Here is a 24942-nt window from a genome sequence, read left to right as displayed (position 1 = left end):
GTTAGGTTCGACACCTATGCTGACTTTTTTAATCTGCGCGCCAGCGACGAAAAAGGAGCCACAAATGCACGTGACCGGAACTCATCTCTTCCCCGCCATGGACCGCGTGATCTTCGGCAAACCCATGGCCCAGGCGGTCGCCGACGAGGCCGCGCGCCTGAACAAGAAGCGTGTCTTCCTGATCGTCAGCCGCACGCTCAACAAGGAGACCGATGCCATCGCCGAGTTGCGCGATGCCCTGGGCGAGCGCTATGCCGGTCTTTTCGATGGCGTTCCGCAGCACACCTCGCGGGAGGTGGTTGCCACGGCGACAAGGGCGGCCCTCGATGCGCAGGCCGACCTGCTGGTGGCCGTGGGCGGCGGCTCCGTGGTGGATGCGGCCAAGATGATTTCCGTGTGCATGGAGCACAAGCTGACCGACCCGCGCCTGGAGGGGCTGGATGCCTTCGAAACCAAGCCGGGGCCGGACGGTCGCCCGATCCGCGCCGAGTTTCGCGGCCCGTCGGTGCGCATGATCGCCGTCCCCAGCACCCTGTCGGGCGGCGAATACAACGCCGGATGCCTGGTCACGGACACGCACCGCAAGCTCAAGCAGACCTTCTTCCATCCGCACATGATGCCCCTGGCCATCGTGCTGGATCCGCAGCTTGCGCTGCATGCGCCCGAGACGCTGTGGATCGGCTCCGGCACGCGCGCCATGGACCACGCCATCGAGGCGCTGTGCAGCCGCGTGGGCAATCCGCTGGTCGATGCCGTGGTGCTCGACGGCATCCGCCGCATGGTCGATGCCCTGCCGCGCAGCAAGGCGAACCCGCGGGATGCGAATGCGCGCCGCGATTGCCAGATCGCGTCCTGGCTGTGCTCCTACGGGCTGCAGTCGCGCGTGCCCATGGGCGCCAGCCACGCCATCGGGCATGTGCTGGGCGGCTCCTGCGACGTGCCGCACTACCTGTGCACGCCCGCCATGATGCCGGGCATCCTCAAGTTCAACGAGCCGGCCTCCGAGGAGGCGCAGCGCCTGCTGGCCGGCGCGCTCGGCCAGCCCGGGATGAGCGCATCGGACGCGTTCCGCGCGTTCGCGCAGTCGCTGGGCCTGCCGACCGGCCTGGCCGGCGTCGGCGTCGGCCGCGACCAGTTCGACCTGATCGCCCGCAACACCATGACCGAGTTCTTCATCTTCAGCAATCCGCGCAAGGTGCGCACGCCCGAGGAAGTGCTGGAGATCCTCGAACTGGCCGCCCAGTAGGCGCGTGCCCCGTCAACCCCCCTCAAGGAGACAAGCATGAACAACAGCCATCCCGGCATCAGCCGCCGCAGCCTCCTGGCCTCCGCGGCCCTGCTGCTGGCCACATCCGCGCACGCGCAGCGCTACCCGAGCAGACCGGTCACCGTCATCTGCCCCTTCAGCCCCGGTGGCACGGCGGATGCGCAGTTGCGCATCCTGGCCTCGGCCACCTCGCGCGAAATGGGCCAGCCGATCGTGGTCGAGACGCGCCCCGGCGCGGCCGGCACCCTGGGGCCGGCATCGCTGCTCAACAGCCAGCCCGACGGCTACACGCTGTCCTTCGCGACCGCCATCTCGCTGCTGCGCCAGCCCTTCATGCAGCCCACGCGCTACAACCCGGCCAAGGATTTCACCTACATCATCGGCGTGACGCGCTTCGAGTGCGGCCTGGTGGTGCGCAAGGATTCGCCGTGGAAGACGCTCGAGGACTTCCTGCAGGACGCCAAGCGCAACCCCGGCAAGATCTCCTACGGCACGGCGGGCGTGGGCACCGCGCAGCACACCGCGATGCTTCGCCTCGCGGACAAGCTGGGCATCGACTGGACCAACGTGCCCTACAAGGGTTCGGCGGAAGTCTTCAACGCGCTCGCGGCGGGCCACGTGCAGGCGATTTCCGAGACCTCGGGCTGGGCACCTTTTGTCGACGCCGGCAAGTTCAGGATCCTCGCGATCTACAGCGGCGAGCGGCTCAAGCGCTGGCCCGATGTGCCCACCCTGAAGGAGTCGGGCTATGACATCGTCGAATCCGTGCCCTGGGGCATCATCGGCCCGGCCGGGATGGACCCCGCCATCGTGAAGACCATCCACGACGCCTTCCGCAAGGGCATGCGCGACCCGGCCTTCCAGAACAATCTCGCGACCGTCGGCCAGGAAGACTGGGGCGCGGATTCAAGCACCTACACCGCGTACATCCAGTCCCGCATCCCCATCGAACGGGAGCTGGTGGACCGCTACCACCTGAAGCAGCAATAACTGACCGAGCCATGTCCACAACCATTTCCTCACACAGTCAGCCGATCCTCGTGACCGGCGCCGCCGGCGACGTCGGCGGCATCGGCCGCAACGTCACCGCGCTGTTGCTCGCCAAGGGCCACAGGGTGCGCGCCATGGTGCGGCGCGAGGACGAGCGCTCGGCAGCCCTTCGCGAGCTCGGCGCCGAGGTCGTGCAGGGCGACGTGACCGACCTGGATTCCATGCACCGCGCCATCGAGGGCTGCGCGCGCCTGTACTTCGGCATGTCGGTGTCGCCGGCCTACCTGGAGGCGACGGTCAACACCGCCGCCGTGGCGCGGCACCACGGCGTGGAGGCCTTCGTCAACATGTCGCAGATGACGGTCACGCAGATGAGCATCACCGAATCCACGCCGAGCCCGCAGCACAAGCTGCATTGGCTGGCGGAGCAGGCGCTCGAATGGTCCGGGCTGCCGGTGGTCAACGTGCGGCCGACGGTCTTCATGGAAGGCTTCTTCCTGCGTTTCGCCGCCTCGGGCGTGCGCCGCGCCGACGAGCTCGCGTTGCCCATGGGCAGCGGCAAGACCTCGCCGATATCGGCGGCGGACGTGGCCCGCGCGGTCGCCGCGATCCTGGCCGACCCGGCACCCCACATCGGCCGCATCTACAACCTGACCGGCCCGGAATCGGTCGACCTGGACCACCACGCCCAGGCCTTCTCCGAAGCGCTGGGCCGCACGATCCGCTACCGCGACGTGCCCCTGGAGGGATGGCGCCGCAGGCTGCTCGAGACGGGTCTTCCCGCCCACCTCGTCGACCACGTCTGCGCCATGGCCGCACTCAACGCGCAGTCGCGCTACGACCGGATGAGCAACGACGTCCTCGAGCTCACGGGCGAGCCGCCAATGCGCGTGCGCGACTTCGTCCGGCTGCACGCCGCCGCGTTCATGCCACGCCCGGTGACGGCGGCCTGAGGCCGGCATCGCGACATCGAGGCCGAGGCGGTGCGCATCCCGCGCTCATGCCTTGCGGCCGAAGACGGGCTTGCGCTTTTCCGCGAAGGCGGCCCGCGCCTCCATGGCATCGGGGCTGCGGAACAGCTCGCGCTGGTACTCGACCTCCCGCTGCATCTGGACGCCCATGTCATTCTGGAAGGCCTGGCGCAGCAGCTGCTTGATCCTCGAGTGGCTGAGCCGGGCGCCGCCGGCGAACTTCGCGGCGATGGCCTGCGCTTCGGCCGCCAGCGCCGTGTCGTCGACGCACTTCCAGATCAGGCCCCATTCCGCCGCGGTCTTCGCCGGCAGTTTCTCGCCCAGGAGCATGAGGCCGGCGGCGCGCGCCTGGCCCACCATGTGCGGCAGCAGCCAGCTCGATCCCAGGTCGGGCACGAGCCCGATGTTGACGAAGGGCTGCAGGAAGTAGGAGGACTCGGCCGCGACCACGATGTCGCAAGACAGCGCCAGACTCATGCCGGCGCCCGCGGACGGGCCGTTCACCGCCGCGATGGTGGGAATGCCCAGCGATGTCAGCAGCCGGAAGGGCGGCACGAAATAGTCGCGCAGGAACTCGTCGGGATCGTCGGGGTTGAGGCCCGCGCGCGGCGCGGTCAGGTCCACGCCCGTGCAGAAGCCCCGGCCGGCCCCGCTCAGCACCAGGCATCGCGCATCGTGCGAGGCCACGACCTGCTTGAGCGCCGCGCGCAACTCGACCAGCATCTGCATCGACAACGCATTGAGGGCCGCCGGCCGGTTCAGCGTCAGCCGCGCGATGCCGTCGGCGACGGCAAGAGAAAGGGTTTCGTAGGTCATGTGTCTCGCTCCTGATCGATGCTCGGCGCCGCTCCGATCGGCTGCCGAGCAGTCATCGCGGGCCAGTGGGGCGACGATCTTAACGTCATTAAAATTGATCCACAAGCCTCCTGCCTCCGGCTGATGCGGGTCTCGATCACCGTTGACCGCGCGCGGGATGCCACGTAGCCTTGAGGCCAGAATCTCGTATAACCCTCGTTTCAGGACATCATGAAGCGCATCGCCGTGCTGGTATTTCCAGGCTTCCAGATCCTCGATCTCGCCGCCATCGCGGCCTTCGAACTCGCCAATATCCTGCTTGGCAATGAGTTCTATCGGATCGAGCTGTTGTCGGAGTCCGGCGGGCTGGTGCGCAGTTCATCGGGCGTGGTGGTCGACTCGAAGCGCTTCACCACGGCAAGGCTGGACACCCTGGTGATGACCGGAGCCTTGACGATCAGCCCCACCTCGGAGGCGCTGTGCCGCTTCCTGCGCGCGGGGCATCGCGCCTCGCGGCGCATCGCCAGCATCTGCACCGGCGCCTTCGGCCTCGCCGACGCCGGCGTTCTCGACGGTCGCCTTGCCACCACGCACTGGGCATTCGTGCCTGACCTGCAACGTCTGCACCCGTTCGTCAAGGTCCAGCCCGACCGCATCTTCATCAACGACGGATCGGTGTGGACCTCGGCGGGCATGACGGCGGGCATCGACCTGGTGCTTGCGCTCGTCGAGGAAGACCTTGGCGTGGAAATCGCCCGCTCGATCGCGAAGAAGCTGGTCGTCTATCACCGCCGGGCGGGGGGGCAGTCGCAGTACTCCGCCCTCCTCGACCTGGAACCGAAGTCGGACCGCATCCAGCTGACCCTGGCCTACGCACGGGCCAATCTTCGCGAGCCGCTCTCGGTGGAAGACCTGGCGCAGGTGGCGCACCTGAGCCCCCGCCAGTTCAGCCGCGCCTTCAAGGCGGAAACCGGGCAGTCGCCCGCGCATGCCGTCGAGAACCTGCGCGTGGAAGCCGCGCGCGCGCTCATCGACGAGGGCGGCCTTTCGCTGGGCGTCGTCGCCAAGGAGACGGGATTCGGCGACCCCGAGCGCATGCGCCGCGCGTTCATCCGCACGCTCGGGCAACCGCCGCAAAGCGTGCGCCGCGTGGCGAAGCAGCAAGCACTGGCAGCCGCGGAAAGCTGAGGTCCACGGACGGCGCCACAACGTCCCAAAAGGTGGTTTATATGACATTTACGCCATCGCTTTCCTGAGGGAGACTTCCTCGTCGCCCTGATCAAAAGGGCCCAACAAAGGAAAGCTCATGACTGTCAATCTCAAGGGCACTGCCCTCATCACAGGCGCCTCCTCGGGCATTGGCGCCGTCTATGCCGACCGTCTGGCCCGGCGCGGCCACGACCTGATCCTGGTCGCACGCAATCGCGACCGGCTGGGCACGCTTGCCGCCAGGCTCGCTGGCGAAACAGGACGAAAGGTCGAGACCGTCGCCGCCGACCTGACGAACAAGGACGACATCGCGCGCGTCGAGGCCATCCTTCGCACGAACGAGGCCATCACCATGCTGGTGAACAACGCCGGCGTCGGCGCCACCGCGCCGCTGCTCGCCTCGGACATCGCGAAGATGGAAGACATGATCGCGCTGAACGTCAACGTGCTCACCCGGCTGACCTACGCGGCGGCGCCCGCCTTCGTCAGCCGCAAGGCCGGCACGATCGTGAACATCGCTTCGATCGTGGCGATCTCGCCGGAGACGCTCAACGGTGTCTATGGCGCGAGCAAGGCCTTCGTGCTTGCCCTGAGCCAGTCGCTGCAGCATGAGCTTGCCGAGAAAGGCGTGCGCGTGCAGGCGGTGCTTCCTGGCGCGACGGCCACCGAGTTCTGGTCGCTGGCCGGCCTGCCCGTCCAGCATCTGCCGGCCGAGATCGTCATGACGGCCGATCACATGGTCGACGCGGCCCTCGCGGGACTCGACCTGGGCGAACAGGTGACCATTCCTTCGCTGCCGGACCAGGCGGAATGGGATGCCTACGAAGCGGCGCGCCGCGCGATGTCGGGCAGGCTCTCGGCCACAGTCGCCGCAGCGCGCTACGGGATAGACGCAGTTCCTCTTTGAATCGGCGCTTTGCGGTCCATGGGTCGCAGCGACCAGGCACGCGCTCGATCTTCGAGGCTGTCGAGATGCACCAGGCCCATGATGTCGGCGATGGACTGCTGGCCAGCTCGCTGCCGACCCCGCCGGCTCGCCCGCGGATCAACGCGATCGCCTCCAACGCGCCCATGAATATCAGGGCAGTGCCGCTGAGCGGGCCTCCGTGTCGATGCCATAGAGCGCGATCGCACGCGCCGCTTCGGTGACAGGTATCGAGCCGTCATCAGCCAACGCCTTCAGCGCGGCCAGAACGATATGGTGGCGATCAACCTCGAAGAACGAACGGAGCGCTTCCCGCGTGTCGGATCGCCCAAAGCCGTCCGTTCCGAGCACGACGTACCGGCGATCCCTCACGAAAGGCCTGATCTGATCGGCGACCGCCTTCATGTAGTCGGTTGCCGCCACGACCGGGCCCCTGTGGGGGGACAGGCTCTCCTCGACAAAGCAAGTGCGCTGCTCGGCCATCGGGTGCAATCGGTTCCATCGCTCGACCTCCAGCCCGTCACGACGCAGTTCCGAATAGCTGGTGACGCTCCAGACGTCTGAAGTCACCCCGAAATCGCTTTCGAGCAGCGCGGCGGCAGCAAGGCTTTCGTTCAGGATCGGGCCACTTCCAAAGAGTTGCACATGGGGTCTTCCGGCTTCCGCGTTCCCGGCGCGCAGGCGATACATCCCCTTGATGACGCCCTCGACGGCCCCCGCGGGCAGCTCGGGATGCCGGGTCTTCTCGTTGACAAGGGTCAGGTAGTAGAAGACGTCTTCCTGTTCCTGGTACATGCGACGCAGGCCCTCCTGCACGATCACCGCGATCTCGCCGGCAAACGCAGGGTCATAGGAGATGCACGAAGGGATGACCGACGCCAGAAGCTGGCTATGCCCATCATCGTGTTGCAGCCCCTCGCCTTCCAAGGTCGTGCGTCCCGCCGTGGCGCCCAAGAGAAACCCGCGCGCACGAATGTCGCCAGCGGCCCAGGCCAGGTCGCCGACGCGCTGGAACCCGAACATGGAATAGAAGATGTAGAAAGGTACCGTGGCATATCCGTACGTACTGTGGGCGGTGCCGGCCGCAATCCAGGACGACATCGCCCCCGACTCATTGATGCCTTCCTGAAGAATCTGCCCTTTGCGGTCTTCCTTGTAGAAGCTGAGCTGGTCGGCATCCTGCGGCGTATACAGCTGCCCCACGTGGGAGTAGATGCCGACCTGACGAAACATGCCGTCCATGCCGAAGGTGCGCGATTCATCGGGCACGATGGGCACGATTCGCGGACCCCACGCGGGGTCGCGAAGGAGTTGTGCCAGCACACGCACGAATGCCATGGTGGTCGAAAACTCTCTCTCGCCGCTGCTCTTCAGGTGGGCGCTGAATCCTTCCAGCGCGGGCGCCGCCAAGGGTCCGGCCCCTCGACGCCTGAGCGGCAGGAACCCGCCCGCCCGATCGACGCCCGCCTGGAAATAGCTCTGCTCGGCGCTCCCTGCAGGAGGCTTGATATAGGGAATCTCTTCGAGCAATTCGTCGGCCACCGGAATTGCGAAGCGGTCTCGGTAGGCCCTGACCGCGGGGTCTGCCAGCTTCTTCAGCTGATGATTGGTGTTGGCGGCCTCGCCCGCCTCTCCCATCCCGAATCCCTTCACCGTCTTTGCAAGGACGACGGTCGGCTGCCCCTGATGGCTCATGGCCTGCGCATATGCCGCAAACACCTTGACCGGATCGTGCCCTCCGCGCGCCAACTCACCGATCTGCTGATCACTGAGGTGGGCCACGCGCCCCAGAAGCACCGGATCGACTCCGAAGAAGTGCTGTCTGACGAAAGCACCGTCGCGGGCCTTGAACACCTGGTATTCGCCGTCGACGCACTGCATCATGCGACGGCGCAGCCGGCCATCGTGATCCTCCGACAGCAGCTTGTCCCAGCCGCTTCCCCAGATGACCTTGATGACGTTCCAGCCGGCACCTCTGTAGATGCCCTCGAGCTCCTGGATGATCTTTCCATTGCCACGAACCGGCCCATCGAGCCGCTGCAAATTGCAATTGACGACGAAGATGAGGTTGTCGAGCTTTTCGCGGCCCGCCATTGCCACGGCCGCCAAGGTTTCGGGTTGGTCCTGTTCGCCATCACCCAGGAACGCCCAGACCTTGCGGCCCTGGGCATGAATGAGCTCTCGATCTTCCAGGTACCGCATGAATCTCGCCTGGTAAGCCGCCATCAGCGGCCCCAGGCCCATCGACACGGTCGGGAATTGCCAGAAGTCCGGCATCGTCCGTGGATGCGGATATGACGCCAGGCCACCGCCGGCGACCTCGCGCCTGAATCGATCCATCTGCGCTTCCGACAGCCGTCCTTCCATGAACGCCCGCGCATAGATGCCGGGCGAGGAGTGGCCCTGGATGTACAGCATGTCGCCACCGAAATCTTCCGTTGCGGCTCGAAAGAAGTGCCGGTACCCCGTCTCGTACAAGGTGATCGCGGACGCGTACGTGGCAATGTGGCCACCGACTCCCGAATGCTTGCCCGCGCGCAGGATCAGCGCCATCGCATTCCAGCGCAGGTAGGCATCCAGCCGAGCCTCGATCTGTTCATTTCCCGGGAATGCCGCCTGCTCGCGCGTTCCGATGCTGTTGACGTACGGAGTCGTCGTCTTGGCCACGTAGTTGCCATCGCCGAGCTTGTCCTGCTCCAGCAGTTGGTCCAGCAAGTAGTGCGTGCGCGCGCGCCCTTCATGCGCGAGGACCGCTTCCATCGATTCAAGCCACTCTTGGGTCTCTTGCGGATCCGCATCCGCTGCTTCGGTCAATCTGTCCATCATCCGTCCTTCTTTTCCGCGGGTGCCGCAAAGGTTGCCCGATGCGGCTCATCCGAATTCGCGTCGCGCTTGCACGTCGCATCGGGGGTGAGAAAACTTTAGTTAACTTGAACGCGACCCACAAGCCGCTGCATGAGCCAATGTCGCTCTGATTCGGGCCATGCCGATCACTCGGGATCTCCACGGAGAGCGCGGGGCCAGACTTGCCGCCCACGCCGAAGCTACAGAGGACCGGCCCCCTGGGGGGAATGGACGCCGAGGGTGCTTCGCACACGGGCGACCGTTGCCAGATCAAAGGCCTCTTCCCGCGGCTCGCCGAACTCCTTATCGCGAAGGCGCTGACGGTATTCACGGGGGGTCGTATCAAGCCGCCTCGCAAAGATGACCCGCATGTGATTGGCGCTATGGAACCCGCATCGAAATGCGACCGTCTTCAGCGGCAGGTCGGTCTTCTCCAGGAGCTCGCGGGAAAAATCGACCCTTACCTGGTCCACGAATGCAGACGGTGTCATATGGGCGTCCTTCGCAAAGATACGCGAGAACGTACGTCGGCTTACCGCCACGGCGTCAGCCAGCTGTTCGATGGACAGCTGCTCGCTGATATGTTCCGTGACATAGCGCAGCACCTTCGCCACGATGGTCTCTTCCTCCGGGGCAGCCGCCAGGTAGGGGCTGTATGGCGACTGGCCGCCGTCGCGGCGGACATACACGATCAGCTGCCTGGCGATGCGCGACGCCATCTCATGGCCCCAGTCTTCCGTGACCAGCGCCAGACAGAGATCGACTCCGGCTGCGACACCAGCAGAGGTGGCCCGACCGCCGTCACGAACAAGAATCCCGTCTGGCCGGACGTGCGCCCTCGGAAACCGAGCGGCCAGACGATCGACGTGGTGCCAATGGGCGGTGCGCTCCTCTCCATTCAGCAATCCAGCAGGGCCCAGTGGGAAAGCGCCATCGCAGACGGAGCCGAAACGCCGGGAGCACTGCGCCTTCGCGCTCAGCCACTGAAGAAAGCCGGACGTCGGGCGCATCTCTGGATGCTTCGGGCCACCTGCCACGAGGAGCAGGTCAGGCTGGTCCTCATACTGCAAGTACCCGGTCCTCACATTGAGTTCCAATCCATTGGCGCACCGGACGCTCCCGGAGCGCACCCCGACAAGAGTGACCTGATACCGCTGTTCCGGCGGAAGGAATTTGTTGGCCCCAGCGAAGACGTCCATGGGTCCCGCGACGTCCAGCGCGTGCACTCCATCAAATACGACGATGGCGATCTTCATGATCTGACTGTCCAATCGGCCGATCAGAGCAGAAGCAGACGCGTGTTTCCATTGAACCAAGGTATCGCCGCCACCTTGGTGTCAATTCGTTCAACCGAAGGCCGATGAGACGGTCCAATGCCCGCGTTCCACGAATGGGCGTCGCCGCGACCCAATCGCCCGCACAGATCGCGGCGGACGCAGCCGCGCTGCGCAAGCCCGCGCCTCGGGCGACACCATCGTGCAATGGAAAAGCGCGTTGCGTTTTGGTGTGATGGCTCCGTGACCCATACCTCAATCCCGATGGAGGTGATCGTGAGCAATGACTTGACACTGACCCAGCCAGAAATCGGGGCCAGCGCGCATTCTCGGCAATCCGCCCTGGGGCGGACCGACAAGAGGACCGAAGAGGACTTCAACGTGATGACGCGCGCATTCCGGCAGACGGGAGGCATCAGCCGCGCTGACGACATCGCGCGGCGATTGAGCAGGCATTCCGATCAGCCGATCTCCATCGTGGCGCGTTGGATCGTGAACAGGGAGGCGTTGGCCTTTGGATGGAAGGGTCAGACGATGCTGCCGCTTTTCCAGTTCGATCCATGCGGCATGACCCTGCGACCGGGAGTCACGGTGATTTTGAGGGAACTGTCGGATGTGTTCGACAACTGGGGCTGTGCGCTGTGGTTCGCGCAACCCAACGTTTGGCTCGGCGACCGACCGCCTGTCGATCTCATGGAGACTGGCCTGCGGGAAGTTCTTGATGCGGCGCGGGTCGATCGATACATTGCACGCGGCTGAGGATCTCGTCGATGCCCGACCGGCCGCGCCGGCCACTGTCAAGGTGTCGGGCAACACCATCGTCCAATAGACCGGACGCCGGCCGTCTGGTGTGATGCCCTCCTCTCCCAACAATTCGGCTGCAGTTCATGAGGCTCCGGAAACGGAAGTCTCCGGCCCCGTCTCGACTCGAGGAGTTCTCCATGTCAGTCCCATTCAACTTGCCCCGCCGGTCATTCCTTGGAACCGCCGCGATCGGCGTCGCTGCCTCTCAGTTCGTCGCGAGCATGCCCGCCTTCGCGCAGTCCTCCGCTCCGCGCGGCCCGGCCGCGATGGCGAATCCACGCCGGGCATCGCCGCACAAGCGCCTCGAGCCGCTCAAGAGCATCGACGCCGGCGTGCTCGACGTGAGTTACTTCGAAGCGGGCCCCGCCAATGGTCCCCCCGTGATTTTTCTCCACGGCTGGCCCTACGACATTCACACCTATGTCGACGTTGCGCCCATGCTGGCCGCGGCCGGCCACCGGGTGATCGTGCCGCATCTGCGTGGATACGGCACCACCCGATTCCTTTCCAGCGACACGGTCCGCAACGGCCAGCAGGCGGCTATCGCCGTCGACATGATCGACTTGATGGATGCGCTGAAGATCGAGAAGGCCACGGTCGCCGGGTGCGACTGGGGCGCGCGCACGGCGTGCATCATGGCGGCGCTGTGGCCGGCGCGTGTGAACGCGCTGGTGTCCGTCAGCGGCTATCTGATCGGCAGCCAGGAGGCCGGCAAGAAGCCGCTGCCGCCGCAGGCCGAGCTGCAATGGTGGTACCAGTACTACTTCGCGACGGAACGCGGCCGAGCGGGCTACGACCAGAACCGACACGATTTCGCCAAGCTGATCTGGCGGATCGCCTCACCGAAGTGGGCTTTCGATGACGCCACGTTCGATCGCAGCGCGCAGGCCCTCGACAACGCCGATCACGTGAGCATCGTGATTCACAACTACCGCTGGCGGCTCGGGCTGGCGGAGGGCGAGGCGAAGTATTCCGATCTCGAGACGCGGCTGGCGAAGGGCCCCGCCATTGCCGTACCGACCATCACGCTCGAGGGCGATGCCAATGGTGCTCCCCATCCCGAACCCAGCGCCTACGCCGGGAAGTTCTCTGGACCCTATGCGCATCGACTCGTCAAGGGCGGCATCGGGCACAACCTGCCCCAGGAGGCACCCGAGGCCTTCGCGGCAGCCGTGGCGGATGTGGTTCGCCTTTGAATCCGGAAGCCGTGCAGCCCGCGCTTCACGACGAACCCGATGGCCTGGGGTTGGCACCGTCGGGCGTCCGACACCAAGGTATCGGCGACACCATCGTCCAATAGATCGGGATTCACGCTTCTGATCTGATGACTCTCCGCGTTGCCAAGGAGAGTCATCTTGCCCACCCCATCGTCGTCGCACCCCGCCCGCTCCGAGTCTGCCAGCGCCGAGCATCGGTTGAAGGCGCTGGGCCTCCAGCTGCCTTCACCGCCCAAGCCGTTGGGTACCTATGTGGAATCGGTACAGTCCGGCGGCTTGCTCTTTCTGACCGGGATGCTGCCCACGGAGGGCGGCGAGGCCCGATTCCTCGGACGCATCGGCGCGGAGCTGGACGTCGAGGCGGGGCGCCAGGCGGCTGGTCTGGCGGCGCTCAACGGACTCGCCGTGGTTCGACAGCATCTGGGGTCGCTCGACAAGGTGGCGCGGATCGTCCGGCTCGGCGTCTTCATCGCCACGTCGGGTGATGTCCGCGACCATCCGAAAGTCGCGGACGGCGCTTCGCAGGTGCTGCAGGATGTCTTCGGCAAGGACAGGAACCCCTGCCGTCTGGTGCTGGGCGTCGCAAGCCTCCCCCTCGGGACGCCGGTCGAGCTCGAACTCATCTTCGAGGTGGCCGAGTAGGCGGGCGGGCGCACTCCTGATCGGGCGTACGCGCGGGCGCCGACACCTTCGTCCAATGGACTCCCCCCGGCAGCTCTGGTCTGATGCGGCCCCCACCTTGGAGAAAAGAGATGATCACCCTCAACGTCAACGGAAAGAACCGCGCGCTCGATGTTCCCGACGACATGCCGCTGCTGTGGACATTGCGAGACGTGCTGGGCATGACCGGCACCAAGTTCGGGTGCGGCATGGGACTGTGCGGCGCATGCACGATCCACATCGACGGACAGCCGACCCGCAGCTGCCTCACGCCGGTTTCGGCCGCGGTGGCGAAGCGAATCACCACGATCGAAGCGATCGGCGCCACGCCCGCGGGCAAGAAGATCCAGGCGGCGTGGGTTGCATCAAACGTGCCGCAATGCGGCTACTGCCAATCGGGCCAGATCATGTCCGCCTGCGCGCTGCTCGCGGCCCATCCCAAGCCCAGCGACGCGGACATCGACGCCGCGATGGCCGGGAATATCTGCCGCTGCGGCACCTACCCGCGCATTCGCGCGGCCATCCACGAGGCAGCCGGCGCGGCCAGGACCGCGCTGTCCCAACCCGACACCCTGACGGAGGCGTGAGATGAAGCCCGGTATGACCGACACCCCTCGCATCGCAGTGGCCTCGCGCCGCGAATTTCTCGCCGTCACCGCGACAGGCGCGCTGGGCGCGCTCGGCGCAGGAATGCTCCTCGGCTTCAGCCTGCCCGCACGCGGCGACATACGCGACAGCCTCACCACCGACGCGGCATTCGCACCGAATGCCTTTCTTCGCATCGATCGCGCCGGCAAGGTCACGTTCGTGATGCCCGTCATCGAGATGGGGCAAGGCACCTACACCTCGGTCCCGATGCTGATCGCCGAGGAACTCGAGGTCGACGTCGACAAGGTCGCGATCGAGCATTCGCCGCCCGACGACAAGATCTATGTAAATCCGCTGATCGGCGTTCAGATGACAGGGGGGTCGACCGCCATCCGCGGCACCTACGTGCCGCTGCGCCGGGCAGGCGCGACGGCCCGCGTCATGCTCGTGACGGCAGCGGCCACGCGCTGGAACGTCGATCCGTCGACCTGCCATGCAGAGAACGGCGCGGTCGTGCATGGCCCCAGCGGTCGCCGCCTCGGCTACGGCGCGCTCGTCGATGCTGCCGCGAAGCTGCCGGTGCCGGAGAACGTGGTGCTCAAGGAGCCGAGCGACTTCAGGCTGATCGGGACGCCGCATCGGCGTCTGGACAGCGCCATCAAGGTCAACGGCATCGCGAAGTTCGGCATCGACAGCCGGCCTCCCGGCATGAAGTTCGCCGTCGTGGGCGCTTCGCCGACCTTCGGCGGCAAGCTCGTCTCGGTGGATGAAGCGAAGGCGAAGGCCGTACCGGGAGTGAGCCAGGTCGTTCGCCTCGACGATGCGGTTGCGATCGTGGCCCGTCATACGTGGGCCGCCAAGCAAGGCCTGGCGGCCGCCGATCCGCAATGGGACGCAGGCCCGAACGCGAGGCTTTCCACGGCCGACATCGTGGCCCGGCTCGCCTCGGCATCGGAAAAGCCGGGAGTGGTCGCGCGTCACGATGGCGATGCCGCCGCGGCAATGGCGGGAGCTGCCCGGCGGATCGACGCCGTCTACGAGCAGCCTTTTCTCGCGCACGCGACCATGGAGCCGATGAACTGCACCGTGCAGGTGACCAAGGACGGCTGTGACATCTGGGTCGGTACGCAGGTTCCAGGCCTCACGCAGGCCGCCGTGATGACGGTGACGGGGCTCAGGCGCGAACAGGTCCGTGTCCACAACCATCTGCTCGGCGGTGGCTTCGGCCGCCGCCTGGAGTTCGACGGCACGGTGCGGGCCGTGCAGATCGCCCAGCATGTGGAGGGGCCCGTGCAGGTGATCTGGACCCGCGAGGAGGACATCCAGCACGACATGTACCGCCCGTACTACTACGACCGCCTGAGCGCGGGCGTGGATGCGGAGGGCAAGACACTCGCGTGGTCGCATCGCATCGCCGGCTCGTCCATCATTGCCCGCTACTCCCCCGCATGGATCAAGGACGGCATCGATCCCGACGCGGTCGATGGCTCGGCCAACCAGCCCTATGGGATCAGCGACATCCACGTCGACTGGGTCCCGCTGGAGCCCCCCGGAATTCCGACGGCGTTCTGGCGTGGCGTGGGCGTGACGCGCGGGACCTTCGCCGTCGAGAGCTTCGTGGATGAGCTGGCAGCCAACGCGAAACAGGATCCGCTGGCCTATCGCGTGGCCATGCTCGACAAGAATCCGCGCGCGAAGACCGTCCTGCAGCTCGCCGCGGATCAGGCCGGGTGGGGCAAGCCGCTGCCGGCGGGGCAAGCCCGCGGGATCGCGCTCTGCACGGGCTTCGGCAGCTACGTCGCGCAGGTCGTTCAGGTCAGCACCGAGAAGGACGGTACCGTCAAGCCGATGCGTGCGTGGTGCGTCGTCGATTGCGGCATCGTGGTGAATCCCGACACGGTTCGCGCCCAGATGGAAAGCGGCATCGTGTTCGGCCTGTCTGCTGCGCTGTATGGCGAAATCACGATCAAGAACGGCCGCGTGGAGCAGACCAACTTCGGCGACTACCGGGTGCTCCGGATCAACGAGATACCGGAGATCGACGTGCGCATCGTCAAGAGCCTGGAGGCGCCGGGCGGCATCGGGGAGCCCGGCACCTCGTGTGTCATGCCGGCCTTGACCAATGCGATCTTCGCCGCCAGCGGCAAGCGAATCCGCAAGCTGCCAGTCGGGGAGCAGCTGCGAGTGGCGTAGCGGCACTCCGGAATGCCTTTCGAACCAACACCAAAGTGTCATAGACGCCCGGCGCGGCGTGGCCCATCCTCCTGACACGGGGACTGTAACGAAAGGGCCGCAATGGAGAACGAGCTCGATCGCGTCAAACGGTGCGGCATGAACACCGACGTCGAGGACCGACGGCGCGCCGGCGAGGCGCTGGACCAGCTCCGCGCCGAGCTGGCGCACAGGACCCGGATCAGCTGCCTTCGCATGCTGACCGCCTCGATCGCACACGAAATCAACCAGCCGCTGACGGGCGTCGTCACCAACGCCAATACCTGCCTGCGGATGCTGGCCGCCGATCCGCCCCTTGTCGAAGGCGCGCGCGAAGCAGCTCGGCGCATCATTCGCGACGGTCATCGCGCTTCCGACGTCGTCACGCGATCGAACGCCCTCCTTCACACGGCGAGCCCGACGGCCACCCCGGTGGACCTCAACGAATCGACACGAGAAGTGATCGGCCTCTCGTTGAGCGAACTCCATCGCTGCCGCGTGATACCGCGGCTCGACCTGGCGGAGGATCTGCCACGCGTCACGGGAGATCGCGTGCAGCTTCAGCAAGTCATCCTCAACCTGGTGCTGAACGCGTCGGATGCGATGAGCAGCGTCCATGACCGTCCGAGGCACTTGGTCATCAAGACCGGGCTGGATGAAGAAGACCGGGTGCGCCTGACCGTGCGAGACGCAGGGGTCGGATTCGACACGCAGGCCATGGAGCGATTCTTCGATCCGTTCTACACGACGAAGATCGACGCCATGGGAGTCGGGCTGTCCGTCAGCCGCGCCATCATCGAGCACCATCACGGCCGCCTGTGGGCGGCCGCCAACGACGGTCCCGGCGCCACCTTTTCGTTCTCCATTCCCCAGCTGCCGGTCGACGCGTACAGCGCGAGCGCGACGCGCGCATGAGGATGAGGACTCCATGACGGCAGGCGCCACGCTCCTTTCGGTCGTCGACGACGACCCGTCCGTGCGCGAGTCTCTGCCCGAGCTGCTGCGGGCATGCGGCTACATGGTCGAGGCGTTCTCGTCGGCGCAGCAGTTCCTTGAGTCCGGACGCATCGACCGGACCCGCTGCCTCATCCTCGACATCGCCATCCCCGGCATGTCCGGGCCCGAGCTTCAGCGGGAACTGAAGCATCGGGGACACCAGACCCCTATCATCTTCATCACCGCACAATCGGACGACACCCTTCGCCCGCGCCTGCTCGCACAAGGGGCGGTCGAATGCCTGTTCAAGCCTTTCAGCGAAAGCGACCTGCTCGGCGCGCTCGTTGCTGCACTTCCCGACGAGCCGAGCGCACCTGTCCCATGAGCCGAGGTGATCCATGGCACACGCCGCACCCACCGTTTTCGTCGTCGACGACGACATCTCGGTCCGCGAATCGCTGGATCTCCTGATCCGCAGCGCGGGCTGGCAACCGGAAACTTTCGCCTCCGCACAGGAGTTCCTGGCACGCCCACGCACCTTCGCTCCAAGCTGCCTGGTCCTCGACGTGGGCCTTCCGGATCTCAATGGCCTCGACCTTCAGAAAATGGTGGCTGTCGAGCGCATGGACATGCCGATCATCTTCATCACCGGCTACGGGGACGTGCCCATGACGGTACGGGCCATGAAGGCTGGCGCCGTCGAGTTCCTGACGAAGCCATTCGATGACGAAGCGCTGCTGAGGGCCATCCAGCAGGCCGTCGAACGCAGCCACACGACCCTCGATGAGGAGCAAGGCCTGCGCGCGCTTCGGCAGCGCCACGCCTCGCTCAGCCGCCGGGAGCGGGAAGTCATGGCGCTGGTGGTGACCGGCCTGCTGAACAAGCAGGTGGGCGGCGAGCTGGGCATCAGCGAGATCACGGTCAAGGCGCACAGGGGTCAGGTGATGCGCAAGATGGAGGCCGACTCGTTGGCCGACCTGGTGAACATGGCCTCGCGCCTGCGCATCGCCACGGTCCGCCGATGACGGCGTCCGGCGGCCCCGAGCCCTCGCGGCAGCGTCCTTTCCCGACCCTCACCCACCATTCCATGGAGTCCAACAATGAGCAAAGTCCCGACAAGCAATGAACAGGCTGCCCCGGCCGCGAGCGTCGGCGTGGTCGAAATGAAACTCGAAGTCGTCGTCCTGCCGGTGTCCGATGTGGATCGCGCCAAGCGCTTCTATGGCGGCCTGGGATGGCGCCTCGATGCCGACTTCGCCAACGGCGACGACCTGCGCGTCGTGCAACTGACCCCGCCCGGCTCGCCGTGCTCGGTCATCTTCGGCAAGAACGTCACTGCCGCAAGTCCCGGCTCGATCCGGGACCTGATGCTGATCGTCCACGACATCGAGGCGGCCCGCGCTCAGCTCATCGGCCACGGAGTCGAGGTCAGCCCCGTGTTTCATGACGTGGGCGGTGTCTTCCACCACGCCGGAACGCAGGGACGCGTGCCGGGTCCGGACCCTCAGGGGCGCTCCTATTGCAGCTGGGCCTCGTTCAGCGATCCGGACGGCAATGGCTGGATGCTGCAGGAGATCACGACGCGGCTTCCCGGCCGGGTATGACACGGATCAATGACCGAAGGCAACCGCCAGGGACGTCGCAACGCATCGGCGAACGCCGATGTCGCCGCTCACGAAAAAGCCTCGACGGTGTGCAGCGTGAACTGGAACACGGCCCCGCTCGGCGCATTTGGCGCGAACCACAATTCGCCGTGATGCGCCCTGACGATGGCGCGGCAGATCGCGAGACCCATGCCCATTCCGTCGGGCTTGGTGGTGAACATCGGATCGAAGATGTGATCGGCCGGGCAGGAGCTGACCCCCGGCCCGGTGTCCTCGACCGCGATCAGCACCTCGTCGTCGCCGCAAGCGCAGGTCCGCACGCACAGAGCCCTGGGTTCCGGGCTTTCGGCCATCGCTTCGATCGCGTTGGCGATCAGGTTCAGAAGCACCTGCTGCAGCAGGATCCGGTTGCCGCGCACCTTCGGCAGCGGCCGATTCGCCTCCATCCGGACCCGTACCTGGACCCGGTGCAGTTCCAGTTCGCAGCGCTTCAGTGCGATGGCGCCCTCGATGCACTCGCCGATGCTGAACGCGACGGCGGTGCCGTGATCGCGTCTGAAGTTCGCCCGAATGTCCTCGACCACCGCGCCGGCGCGCCGCCCGTCGGCGACGATGCGCCTGAACGCCTCCCTGGCGCGGTCGAGGTCCGGCGGTGAATGATCGAGGAAGCGAGAGCCGGCGGCCGCGCTCACGATGATCGCGGTCAGCGGTTGCCGGACCTCGTGCGCAATCGATGCGGTGACCACGTCGATCATGTGGCCGCCTGGGGTGATCTGGCTGATGGCGTGCATGGCTCACCCCTGGATCGGACTGGGGCGGCGCGGATGCGCAGTCCGTGTCGGCGGCGCATTGTCAGCCGTCGCCGTCGCCGTCGGCATCGCCAGCCCGGCACCCTCCATGGACTTCTTGAACGTCATCTCACGCGAGTCCGAAATCGCCCTGGGATCGAAGTCCGGATCGAGCATGACGCCCCAGATCTTGCGCATCTGCATGCCGATGTTCCCGGCGTCATAGAGAGGGAAGACAGCCGCCTCGCGCAGGAACTTCTCGACGGGATGCCGCCTGTCGAGAGCGTTGACGCCCATCACCTGCATGGCGCGGAACACGCTACTGAACAGCGTTTCGCCGCAAAAGACCTTGGCCATGGCACCGACGGCGTGGCCCTCCGCGTCGTGCAGGTCCAGGTAATGCGCGGCCTTCCACGAGAAGGCGCGGCAGGCCTCGATCTTCATCGCGATCTCCGCCAGCGCATAGCCCACCGCCTGGTGGTGAATGATCGGCACGCTTCCGCCCGCGGTCGTCGATTTCGCCCACCTCAGGACGAACTCGTACGCCGAGCGCGCCACACCCACAGCGGCGATCGCGGCCACCGGCCCCGACCAGGTGAAGGCCTTGCTGACGACCAGGTCGCCGTCTCCGATGGCGAATGCGTTCTCCTGCGGAACCCTGCAGTTCTCGAAGCTGATCGCGTTGTTCTGGCACAGCCGGTGCCCGAGTTTGGAGATCGGCGGCCCATAGCTGACGCCGGGCGTTCCGCGCGGCACCACGATGGCGCTCAACCCGGTCGTGCCGCCCTTTTGGGGGTCCGTCCGGACGATGCACACATTGACGTTGGCACCCTTCAGGTCCCAGCCGCCGGCATTGGCAGGCCAGTACTTTGTCCCGTCGAGGACATATTCCCCTCGACCCTTGTCGAGTTTCGCCATCAGGCTGACGCCCGCCGGATGCGTGCCCGGGTGGTCGAAGTTGGCGGTGCCGCCGGGCGATCCGGCAGCCTCGCTCACGACCCATCCGGCCAGGTACTCGCCCCGCGGGTCGCTGGTTGCCTCGCGCAGCCACTTTTGCTTCTGCGCATTGCTGCCGAACCAGACCAGCGGCATCAGTGCGAGGCCGTTGACCAGCAGCACCGTGGCGAATCCGGGATCGACCGCCGTGATCTCCTCGGCCACGATCTGCAGGTCGACATTGCTCACCCCGCCGCCGCCATACTCCCTGGGCAGGAAGCCCATGGCGAATCCCAGTTTGTGGCACTCGACATAGGCGCCCTTGAGCATCTCGAAGCCACGCTGCGTATCGGGTTCCTCGTCCGCAGCCTTGACCACGGGCTGAAGGATCTCGACCGCGAATTCGCGGGCGTTTCGCTGCAGCTTCTGCTGCGCGCTGGTGAGCGTGAAATCAATGCTCATGTTCACCTCGTCAATGGAGGGGTCGGGGGAGTCAAGCCTTCGGCTTGAAGCGGAATCGGCAGGCGTCCTGGCCGCGCTGCATGCACGCCTGATGCTCGACCTCGGCACCCATCAGCCCGGACAGGAAGCCAATATCGAATCGACAAACTTCGGGATAGTCCCTGGAGAGGTCGTGATAGACGCAACTGGTGCACTGCACGCGTGGCAGCTTGTCGGACGTCTCCGCCGTGATCGTGGCGGCACGAAATCCCGTCTCGTTCATGACGCTCACGATCTCGTTGATGCGTTCGACCCTGTTCTTGCCGATGAGGCGTGGGATGAGGTCGGCGGACGTCTTCACGCCGAGGTCGTACATGCTCCTGCCCAGTTCTTCCTCGCCGAACTGCTCGCGCATCGACTGGAGAAGCAGTCTCGAGAACCAGGCGTACTTCTTCGGAAACAGGTTCACACCCGCTTCGGTCAGCACATACAGGTGGCCGGGGCGTCCACCCGTCTTGCGGGAAGTCGCCGCCCGACCGACGTAGCCCTCGCGCTCGAGCACCATCAGGTGCTGGTTCACGGCGGTCCTGCTCAGGCCGACTTCCGCGATGATCTCGTCGACGGTCGACCCGCCCTTGTGGTCCAGCAAGTGGGCCAGAACCTTCTGCCGACTATCTCCTGCCGCAATCGTCTTCACGAGTGAGCCCCAGGTTCGGGATGCTTCGGGCTGCTTCCCGGATGTTTCGTCTAAATCCATAGTCAGAATAGTCAAAAATATCCGGAAGTCAAACCGGCCCGGGCAATGCGGAGCCGTCCAGAGGCGCCAAAAGGGTGCGCCCGGCCCCGGACATGCGAAGGTGGCCGACCGCGAGGCCGGTGTTCGGCACGCAAGAACGGGGGGAGCGCGGCATGCGGGGAGTGGGACGCAACCGCGGCGCGGCGCGCGCCGAGAGCGTCGAAACGAAGCACTCACGGCGCGGAAGCCGGAGAGCCCGGCAATCGGAACGCGCCCACCACGGGCGCCGCTATGCGGCGCCGCGGACCACCATGGCCGGCTCGCGCGCCACTCGATCGTCGATGAGAGCTGCCTAGTGACCCGCGCTCTGGCCGCCGTCGACGTGCAGGATCTCGCCCGTGACGAAGGGGGCGGATTCCAGGTACAGCACGGCGTCGACGATGTCGCTGATCTCGCCCATGCGGCCCACCGGATGAAGCGCAGACAGCGCGGCGTGGGTCTCCGGGGAATGCATCGGCGTCTTGATGATGCCCGGAGACACCGCGTTGAACCGGATGCCCCGGGCGGCATATTCGATGGCCAGCGACCGGGTCGCCGCATTCAGCCCGCCCTTGGTCAGCGACGCGAGAACCGAAGGCACGTTGGCGCTGGGATTGTCGACCAGGCTTGTCGTGATGCTCACCACGAGCCCGGACCGGCTGCGCTCCATCACCTTGACGGCGGCCTGCGTGATGTGGAAGAAGCCTGCGACGTTGGTGGCGATCTGCGAGAGGAAGTCGGCCTCCGTGTACGCGGTGAAGGGTTTCGCGATGAAGATGCCCGCGTTGTTGACGAGCGTGTCGATGCGTCCGAAGCGTTCGAGGCATTGAGAGACGACGCGCATGGCCGTATCGGCCGCGCCGATGTCACCCGCCACCGCCAGGATGTCGGGATCGTCGGACGCCTGGATGGATCGCGAGGTTGCGACGACGCCGTAGCCGCGTTCGCGAAATGCCTGCACCAGTCCGGCGCCGATGCCCTGGGATGCGCCGGTGACGATGGCTGCTTTCTGGGTCGAGTTCATGGCAAATCCCTTCTCGCGGCGATGCACGCCGCTCGCTTGATGCTGGAAAAAGTCCGTCGCTCAGGTCCGCAACGCCTTGAATCCGGCGCGCAGCTCCGACACGAAGAGCTGCGGCTGCTCCCACGCCGCGAAGTGGCCACCCTTGTCGAGCCTGTTGTAGTGGACGAGCTTGGGATAGGCCTGCTCCGTCCAGCTGCGCGGCGCCGTATAGATCTCGTCCGGAAAGGCGCTCACGGCCACCGGAATGGCGACGTGCTTCGGCGCAAAGAAGGCCAGCTTGCTTTCCCAATAGAGGCGTGCCGAGGAAACGCCGGTCTTCGTCAACCAGTAGAGCGTGATGTTGTCGAGGATGTCGTCCCGCGTCAGCCCCTCGGGCTGGCCGTCGAACACACGTGCGATGAGCGCGTAGCTGCGCGCGTCGTGGTCGAGCATCCATGCGGCGAGGCCGACGGGCGAGTCCTCGATCGCGTACAGCGTCTGGGGCCGGCTGCTCATCTCCTGGGCGTAGGCCAGCCCATGCTTGTAGAAGAAATCGAGCTGATCGTATGCATAGCGCTCGTCGGCCGAGAGACCGGCCGGCGGCGGACCGCCGGCCTGGAGCGCCTTCGCGATGTCGTCGGGAATCGTGGCGGGCATGTTGGTATGAATACCGAGCAATCCCGCGGGTGCCTGCAGGGCCATCTGCTCCGTGACCGCATTGCCCCAGTCGCCACCCTGCGCCACGTATTGCCTGTATCCGAGGCGATTCATCAGCACGATCCAGGCGCGCGCGATGCGAATCGGGTCCCAGCCCGTGGTGCCTGGCTTCGCGGAGAACCCGTGGCCCGGCAACGACGGAATCACAATGTCGAAAGCGTCCGCTGCATCCGCGCCATGTGCCGTCGGATCCGTCAGCGGCCCGACGATCTTCAGCTGTTCGATGATCGAACCGGGCCACCCGTGCGTGACGATGAGCGGAAGTGCATTCTTGTGTTTCGAACGGACATGAATGAAATGAATGTCGAGCCCATCGATCTCGGTCATGAACTGCGGCCAGGCATTCAGTCCGGCCTCGCACTTGCGCCAGTCGTAGGCGCCTGCCCAGTAGCGTGCGAGCGCCTGCGTCGTCGCCAACTGCACGCCTTGCGATGCATCGGCGACCGTTTCGCGCTCCGGCCACTTCGTTGCCGTGATGCGCCTGCGCAAGTCCGTCAGATCCGCCTGCGGGTAGCTCACACGGAACGGACGAATGGCCGGCTGGGGACTCGCCTCCTGGGCGAAGCCGGGCGGGGAGGTCAAGGTGATCAAGGGGGCGGAAAGCGCGGCTGCCGAACCGACCACGAAGTCGCGCCGGCTGAAGAATGAGGACTTGGTCATGAACGAATCCTTGTTTGAAAATTGGTTCGATCGATGCGCGATGCGCACAGCGAATCAAATCAAACGAGGTGGTGCCGGTCCATTGCACGATGGTGTCGGCCGATACCTTGGTATGAGCCACCGCGGTCCATCGCGTGAGGAAGATCCTGTCGCCCGCGGATTGGCGGACGAGTGCAGACCGAGGGGCGACGCGACTGCTGCTTCGCGCCGCCACAAGATCGAGGCGCTACCTCGCCTGCGACACGCGCGGCTTGCCGCGAGCGCCGGCCCTGCTCTTCTGGATATCCCTCAGCCGCTCCAGTTGCGCGGGGCAGTCCGCCGACGCCGCCACCAGGACGAAGGGGCTGCGCCGCAGCGAGGTGATCGTCTTCTCGACCAGCACCGGATCGCGGCCTTTCGCGACGAGTCCGGCCGCGACGGCGGCGCGCGAACTCTTGAAGAAGGCTTTCTCGAAGGCCGGCGTTCCGCAGCGCGCGGCGATGACGCGGTAGTCCGCCTCCAGCTGCTCGCCCGAACTCGCCACATCCGCGGCCGGCGCCGCCAGGGAAATCCCTGACAGGCAAATGCCCGCGACAGCGACCGATGCGGCCAAACCCAGTTGTACGTGCGTGTTCATGTCCCCTGCCCTTCCCGAACAGTGCAGCGTCCGGGAGCACCATCGTAGCCGCGCGCGCTCGCGGCCGCACGAACTAATGCACGCGCGCCGGCCAAACGTTGTCAGTGCGCCGCGCCCAGCCCGATCGGCGCGGGCACGGCATTGACGATGCGCGTGAAAAGCGCGCTGTATTCCGCCTCAGGCTCCTGCCCAGCCAGCGCGTCGCGGTTGGTGAGGAATGCGGCGTCGAGTTCCGCCCAATCGTCTTCCGTCAGCATCCGCTCGGCCAGGGGCAGGATCTCCCGCTCCTCCAGGGCCATGTGCGCGAGATAGAAGTCGACATAGCTTTCGACGGCCTTCTCGAAGACCTCGCGGCGCGATTCGCCCATCATCTCGAAGGCAAGCAGCGCGTGCTCGACATTGCGGATGCGGCGCTCCCCGCGCGCATGGTCGTCGTCCAGGCGGTCGAGCAGTTCGCGCGACAGCGGCGTGCGCGCGCGCAGCTTCGGGAACAGCAGTTCCGTCTCCTTGCGGTGGTGCCGCTTCTCGGGAAACTCGTCGACGTAGAACAGCATGGCCCGCAAGGCGCCGAAGTCGGGCAGCGTGCCTTCCCTGCGATGCTGGGCGAGCAGCAGGAGGATGGAGCGAAGCATGGCCGAGAGGGCCGAGTGTTCGTCGCGAATGATCTTTATGGTGGCATGCGTCATGCGGGTCTCCAGGTTGAAGCCCGTA

At 65.9% G+C, this 24942-nt stretch carries 24 protein-coding genes; 14 read left to right on the top strand and 10 right to left on the bottom strand.

Features of this window, described 5'->3' with window-relative positions; genetic code table 11:
- Positions 1 to 64 precede the first annotated feature (64 nt).
- From AC1DNF_RS23035 to AC1DNF_RS23025, 3 genes are read left to right on the top strand one after another with little or no spacing between them, the layout of a single operon-like run.
- Positions 65 to 1246, top strand: a complete 1182-nt coding sequence (locus AC1DNF_RS23035) for an iron-containing alcohol dehydrogenase (protein WP_478150956.1) — start codon at positions 65 to 67, stop codon at positions 1244 to 1246.
- 36 nt (positions 1247 to 1282) lie between these two features.
- Positions 1283 to 2257: a tripartite tricarboxylate transporter substrate binding protein gene (locus AC1DNF_RS23030; protein ID WP_478150955.1), complete on the top strand. Its 975-nt coding sequence runs from the start codon at positions 1283 to 1285 to the stop codon at positions 2255 to 2257.
- Between the two features lie 11 nt (positions 2258 to 2268).
- Positions 2269 to 3210: an SDR family NAD(P)-dependent oxidoreductase gene (locus tag AC1DNF_RS23025; RefSeq protein ID WP_478150954.1), complete on the top strand. Its 942-nt coding sequence runs from the start codon at positions 2269 to 2271 to the stop codon at positions 3208 to 3210.
- A gap of 45 nt (positions 3211 to 3255) precedes the next feature.
- Here AC1DNF_RS23025 and AC1DNF_RS23020 read toward each other — a convergent pair whose 3' ends face one another.
- Entirely contained in the window at positions 3256 to 4044 is a 789-nt protein-coding gene (locus tag AC1DNF_RS23020) for an enoyl-CoA hydratase-related protein (protein WP_478150953.1), read from the bottom strand.
- A gap of 210 nt (positions 4045 to 4254) precedes the next feature.
- On the opposite strand from AC1DNF_RS23020, the gene AC1DNF_RS23015 reads away from it, so the two are divergent.
- The gene (locus tag AC1DNF_RS23015; protein WP_478150952.1) at positions 4255 to 5211 is read left to right on the top strand and encodes a GlxA family transcriptional regulator; all 957 of its coding nucleotides are present in this window, start codon (positions 4255 to 4257) and stop codon (positions 5209 to 5211) included.
- 118 nt (positions 5212 to 5329) lie between these two features.
- Positions 5330 to 6139 carry an SDR family NAD(P)-dependent oxidoreductase gene (locus AC1DNF_RS23010; RefSeq protein WP_478150951.1) on the top strand — a complete coding sequence of 270 codons (810 nt, stop codon included), beginning with the start codon at positions 5330 to 5332 and terminating at the stop codon, positions 6137 to 6139.
- 171 nt (positions 6140 to 6310) lie between these two features.
- Here the strand turns inward: AC1DNF_RS23010 and aceE are convergent, their stop codons facing one another.
- Together aceE and AC1DNF_RS23000 are read right to left on the bottom strand one after the other, a co-directional pair.
- The gene (gene aceE, locus AC1DNF_RS23005) at positions 6311 to 8980 is read right to left on the bottom strand and encodes a pyruvate dehydrogenase (acetyl-transferring), homodimeric type (protein ID WP_478150950.1); all 2670 of its coding nucleotides are present in this window, start codon (positions 8978 to 8980) and stop codon (positions 6311 to 6313) included.
- Positions 8981 to 9201: 221 nt separating this feature from the next.
- Positions 9202 to 10257: a GlxA family transcriptional regulator gene (locus AC1DNF_RS23000; protein WP_478150949.1), complete on the bottom strand. Its 1056-nt coding sequence runs from the start codon at positions 10255 to 10257 to the stop codon at positions 9202 to 9204.
- 282 nt (positions 10258 to 10539) lie between these two features.
- Here AC1DNF_RS23000 and AC1DNF_RS22995 point away from each other — a divergent pair, with 282 nt between their 5' ends.
- The 9 genes from AC1DNF_RS22995 to AC1DNF_RS22955 all read left to right on the top strand — a co-directional run bounded on the left by AC1DNF_RS22995 (position 10540) and on the right by AC1DNF_RS22955 (position 18295).
- Positions 10540 to 11034, top strand: coding sequence for an antitoxin Xre/MbcA/ParS toxin-binding domain-containing protein (locus tag AC1DNF_RS22995; protein ID WP_478150948.1), 495 nt, complete (start codon positions 10540 to 10542; stop codon positions 11032 to 11034).
- A gap of 182 nt (positions 11035 to 11216) precedes the next feature.
- Positions 11217 to 12275: an alpha/beta fold hydrolase gene (locus AC1DNF_RS22990; RefSeq protein ID WP_478150947.1), complete on the top strand. Its 1059-nt coding sequence runs from the start codon at positions 11217 to 11219 to the stop codon at positions 12273 to 12275.
- A gap of 159 nt (positions 12276 to 12434) precedes the next feature.
- Positions 12435 to 12938 carry a RidA family protein gene (locus AC1DNF_RS22985; protein ID WP_478150946.1) on the top strand — a complete coding sequence of 168 codons (504 nt, stop codon included), beginning with the start codon at positions 12435 to 12437 and terminating at the stop codon, positions 12936 to 12938.
- A 110-nt stretch (positions 12939 to 13048) separates the two neighbouring features.
- A complete protein-coding gene (locus AC1DNF_RS22980) occupies positions 13049 to 13543 on the top strand; it encodes a (2Fe-2S)-binding protein (protein WP_478150945.1) in 495 nt (164 codons plus the stop codon).
- A gap of 1 nt (position 13544) precedes the next feature.
- Complete coding sequence (locus AC1DNF_RS22975) at positions 13545 to 15737, top strand: xanthine dehydrogenase family protein molybdopterin-binding subunit (protein ID WP_478150944.1); 2193 nt, start codon at positions 13545 to 13547, stop codon at positions 15735 to 15737.
- Positions 15738 to 15875: 138 nt separating this feature from the next.
- Complete coding sequence (locus AC1DNF_RS22970) at positions 15876 to 16670, top strand: sensor histidine kinase (protein ID WP_478150943.1); 795 nt, start codon at positions 15876 to 15878, stop codon at positions 16668 to 16670.
- A gap of 13 nt (positions 16671 to 16683) precedes the next feature.
- Positions 16684 to 17076 carry a response regulator gene (locus tag AC1DNF_RS22965; protein ID WP_478150942.1) on the top strand — a complete coding sequence of 131 codons (393 nt, stop codon included), beginning with the start codon at positions 16684 to 16686 and terminating at the stop codon, positions 17074 to 17076.
- 13 nt (positions 17077 to 17089) lie between these two features.
- Entirely contained in the window at positions 17090 to 17716 is a 627-nt protein-coding gene (locus AC1DNF_RS22960; protein ID WP_478150941.1) for a response regulator transcription factor, read from the top strand.
- A gap of 75 nt (positions 17717 to 17791) precedes the next feature.
- Entirely contained in the window at positions 17792 to 18295 is a 504-nt protein-coding gene (locus AC1DNF_RS22955; RefSeq protein WP_478150940.1) for a VOC family protein, read from the top strand.
- 68 nt (positions 18296 to 18363) lie between these two features.
- Here AC1DNF_RS22955 and AC1DNF_RS22950 read toward each other — a convergent pair whose 3' ends face one another.
- The 7 genes from AC1DNF_RS22950 to AC1DNF_RS22920 form a co-directional block, all read right to left on the bottom strand.
- Entirely contained in the window at positions 18364 to 19050 is a 687-nt protein-coding gene (locus tag AC1DNF_RS22950) for a sensor histidine kinase (protein WP_478150939.1), read from the bottom strand.
- A gap of 39 nt (positions 19051 to 19089) precedes the next feature.
- Entirely contained in the window at positions 19090 to 20481 is a 1392-nt protein-coding gene (locus AC1DNF_RS22945; protein ID WP_478150938.1) for an acyl-CoA dehydrogenase family protein, read from the bottom strand.
- Between the two features lie 31 nt (positions 20482 to 20512).
- Positions 20513 to 21217 (bottom strand): helix-turn-helix transcriptional regulator, encoded by a 705-nt coding sequence (locus AC1DNF_RS22940; RefSeq protein ID WP_478150937.1) that lies wholly within the window; start codon positions 21215 to 21217, stop codon positions 20513 to 20515.
- Positions 21218 to 21548: 331 nt separating this feature from the next.
- Positions 21549 to 22259, bottom strand: coding sequence for an SDR family NAD(P)-dependent oxidoreductase (locus AC1DNF_RS22935; protein ID WP_478150936.1), 711 nt, complete (start codon positions 22257 to 22259; stop codon positions 21549 to 21551).
- A 60-nt stretch (positions 22260 to 22319) separates the two neighbouring features.
- The gene (locus AC1DNF_RS22930; RefSeq protein ID WP_478150935.1) at positions 22320 to 23615 is read right to left on the bottom strand and encodes an epoxide hydrolase family protein; all 1296 of its coding nucleotides are present in this window, start codon (positions 23613 to 23615) and stop codon (positions 22320 to 22322) included.
- A gap of 226 nt (positions 23616 to 23841) precedes the next feature.
- Positions 23842 to 24231, bottom strand: coding sequence for a hypothetical protein (locus AC1DNF_RS22925; protein WP_478150934.1), 390 nt, complete (start codon positions 24229 to 24231; stop codon positions 23842 to 23844).
- A 101-nt stretch (positions 24232 to 24332) separates the two neighbouring features.
- Positions 24333 to 24917: a hemerythrin domain-containing protein gene (locus tag AC1DNF_RS22920; RefSeq protein WP_478150933.1), complete on the bottom strand. Its 585-nt coding sequence runs from the start codon at positions 24915 to 24917 to the stop codon at positions 24333 to 24335.
- Positions 24918 to 24942: the final 25 nt, after the last annotated feature.

The organism is Variovorax sp. 01T432, assembly GCF_056398605.1.
This window is presented reverse-complemented; position numbering and strand designations above follow the sequence as displayed.

Bases quoted from the DNA above. Each gene is read 5' to 3' on its own strand.
- AC1DNF_RS23010 (WP_478150951.1), top strand. From the start codon at position 5,330: ATGACTGTCAATCTCAAGGGCACTGCCCTCATCACAGGCGCCTCCTCG.
- AC1DNF_RS22920 (WP_478150933.1), bottom strand. From the start codon at position 24,917: ATGACGCATGCCACCATAAAGATCATTCGCGACGAACACTCGGCCCTC.
- AC1DNF_RS23030 (WP_478150955.1), top strand. From the start codon at position 1,283: ATGAACAACAGCCATCCCGGCATCAGCCGCCGCAGCCTCCTGGCCTCC.
- AC1DNF_RS22925 (WP_478150934.1), bottom strand. From the start codon at position 24,231: ATGAACACGCACGTACAACTGGGTTTGGCCGCATCGGTCGCTGTCGCG.
- AC1DNF_RS22930 (WP_478150935.1), bottom strand. From the start codon at position 23,615: ATGACCAAGTCCTCATTCTTCAGCCGGCGCGACTTCGTGGTCGGTTCG.
- AC1DNF_RS22960 (WP_478150941.1), top strand. From the start codon at position 17,090: ATGGCACACGCCGCACCCACCGTTTTCGTCGTCGACGACGACATCTCG.
- AC1DNF_RS22955 (WP_478150940.1), top strand. From the start codon at position 17,792: ATGAGCAAAGTCCCGACAAGCAATGAACAGGCTGCCCCGGCCGCGAGC.
- AC1DNF_RS22940 (WP_478150937.1), bottom strand. From the start codon at position 21,217: ATGGATTTAGACGAAACATCCGGGAAGCAGCCCGAAGCATCCCGAACC.
- AC1DNF_RS23020 (WP_478150953.1), bottom strand. From the start codon at position 4,044: ATGACCTACGAAACCCTTTCTCTTGCCGTCGCCGACGGCATCGCGCGG.
- AC1DNF_RS22995 (WP_478150948.1), top strand. From the start codon at position 10,540: ATGGAGGTGATCGTGAGCAATGACTTGACACTGACCCAGCCAGAAATC.
- AC1DNF_RS23015 (WP_478150952.1), top strand. From the start codon at position 4,255: ATGAAGCGCATCGCCGTGCTGGTATTTCCAGGCTTCCAGATCCTCGAT.
- AC1DNF_RS23025 (WP_478150954.1), top strand. From the start codon at position 2,269: ATGTCCACAACCATTTCCTCACACAGTCAGCCGATCCTCGTGACCGGC.
- AC1DNF_RS23000 (WP_478150949.1), bottom strand. From the start codon at position 10,257: ATGAAGATCGCCATCGTCGTATTTGATGGAGTGCACGCGCTGGACGTC.
- AC1DNF_RS23035 (WP_478150956.1), top strand. From the start codon at position 65: ATGCACGTGACCGGAACTCATCTCTTCCCCGCCATGGACCGCGTGATC.
- AC1DNF_RS22965 (WP_478150942.1), top strand. From the start codon at position 16,684: ATGACGGCAGGCGCCACGCTCCTTTCGGTCGTCGACGACGACCCGTCC.
- AC1DNF_RS22945 (WP_478150938.1), bottom strand. From the start codon at position 20,481: ATGAGCATTGATTTCACGCTCACCAGCGCGCAGCAGAAGCTGCAGCGA.
- AC1DNF_RS22990 (WP_478150947.1), top strand. From the start codon at position 11,217: ATGTCAGTCCCATTCAACTTGCCCCGCCGGTCATTCCTTGGAACCGCC.
- aceE (WP_478150950.1), bottom strand. From the start codon at position 8,980: ATGGACAGATTGACCGAAGCAGCGGATGCGGATCCGCAAGAGACCCAA.
- AC1DNF_RS22950 (WP_478150939.1), bottom strand. From the start codon at position 19,050: ATGATCGACGTGGTCACCGCATCGATTGCGCACGAGGTCCGGCAACCG.
- AC1DNF_RS22970 (WP_478150943.1), top strand. From the start codon at position 15,876: ATGAACACCGACGTCGAGGACCGACGGCGCGCCGGCGAGGCGCTGGAC.
- AC1DNF_RS22980 (WP_478150945.1), top strand. From the start codon at position 13,049: ATGATCACCCTCAACGTCAACGGAAAGAACCGCGCGCTCGATGTTCCC.
- AC1DNF_RS22935 (WP_478150936.1), bottom strand. From the start codon at position 22,259: ATGAACTCGACCCAGAAAGCAGCCATCGTCACCGGCGCATCCCAGGGC.
- AC1DNF_RS22975 (WP_478150944.1), top strand. From the start codon at position 13,545: ATGAAGCCCGGTATGACCGACACCCCTCGCATCGCAGTGGCCTCGCGC.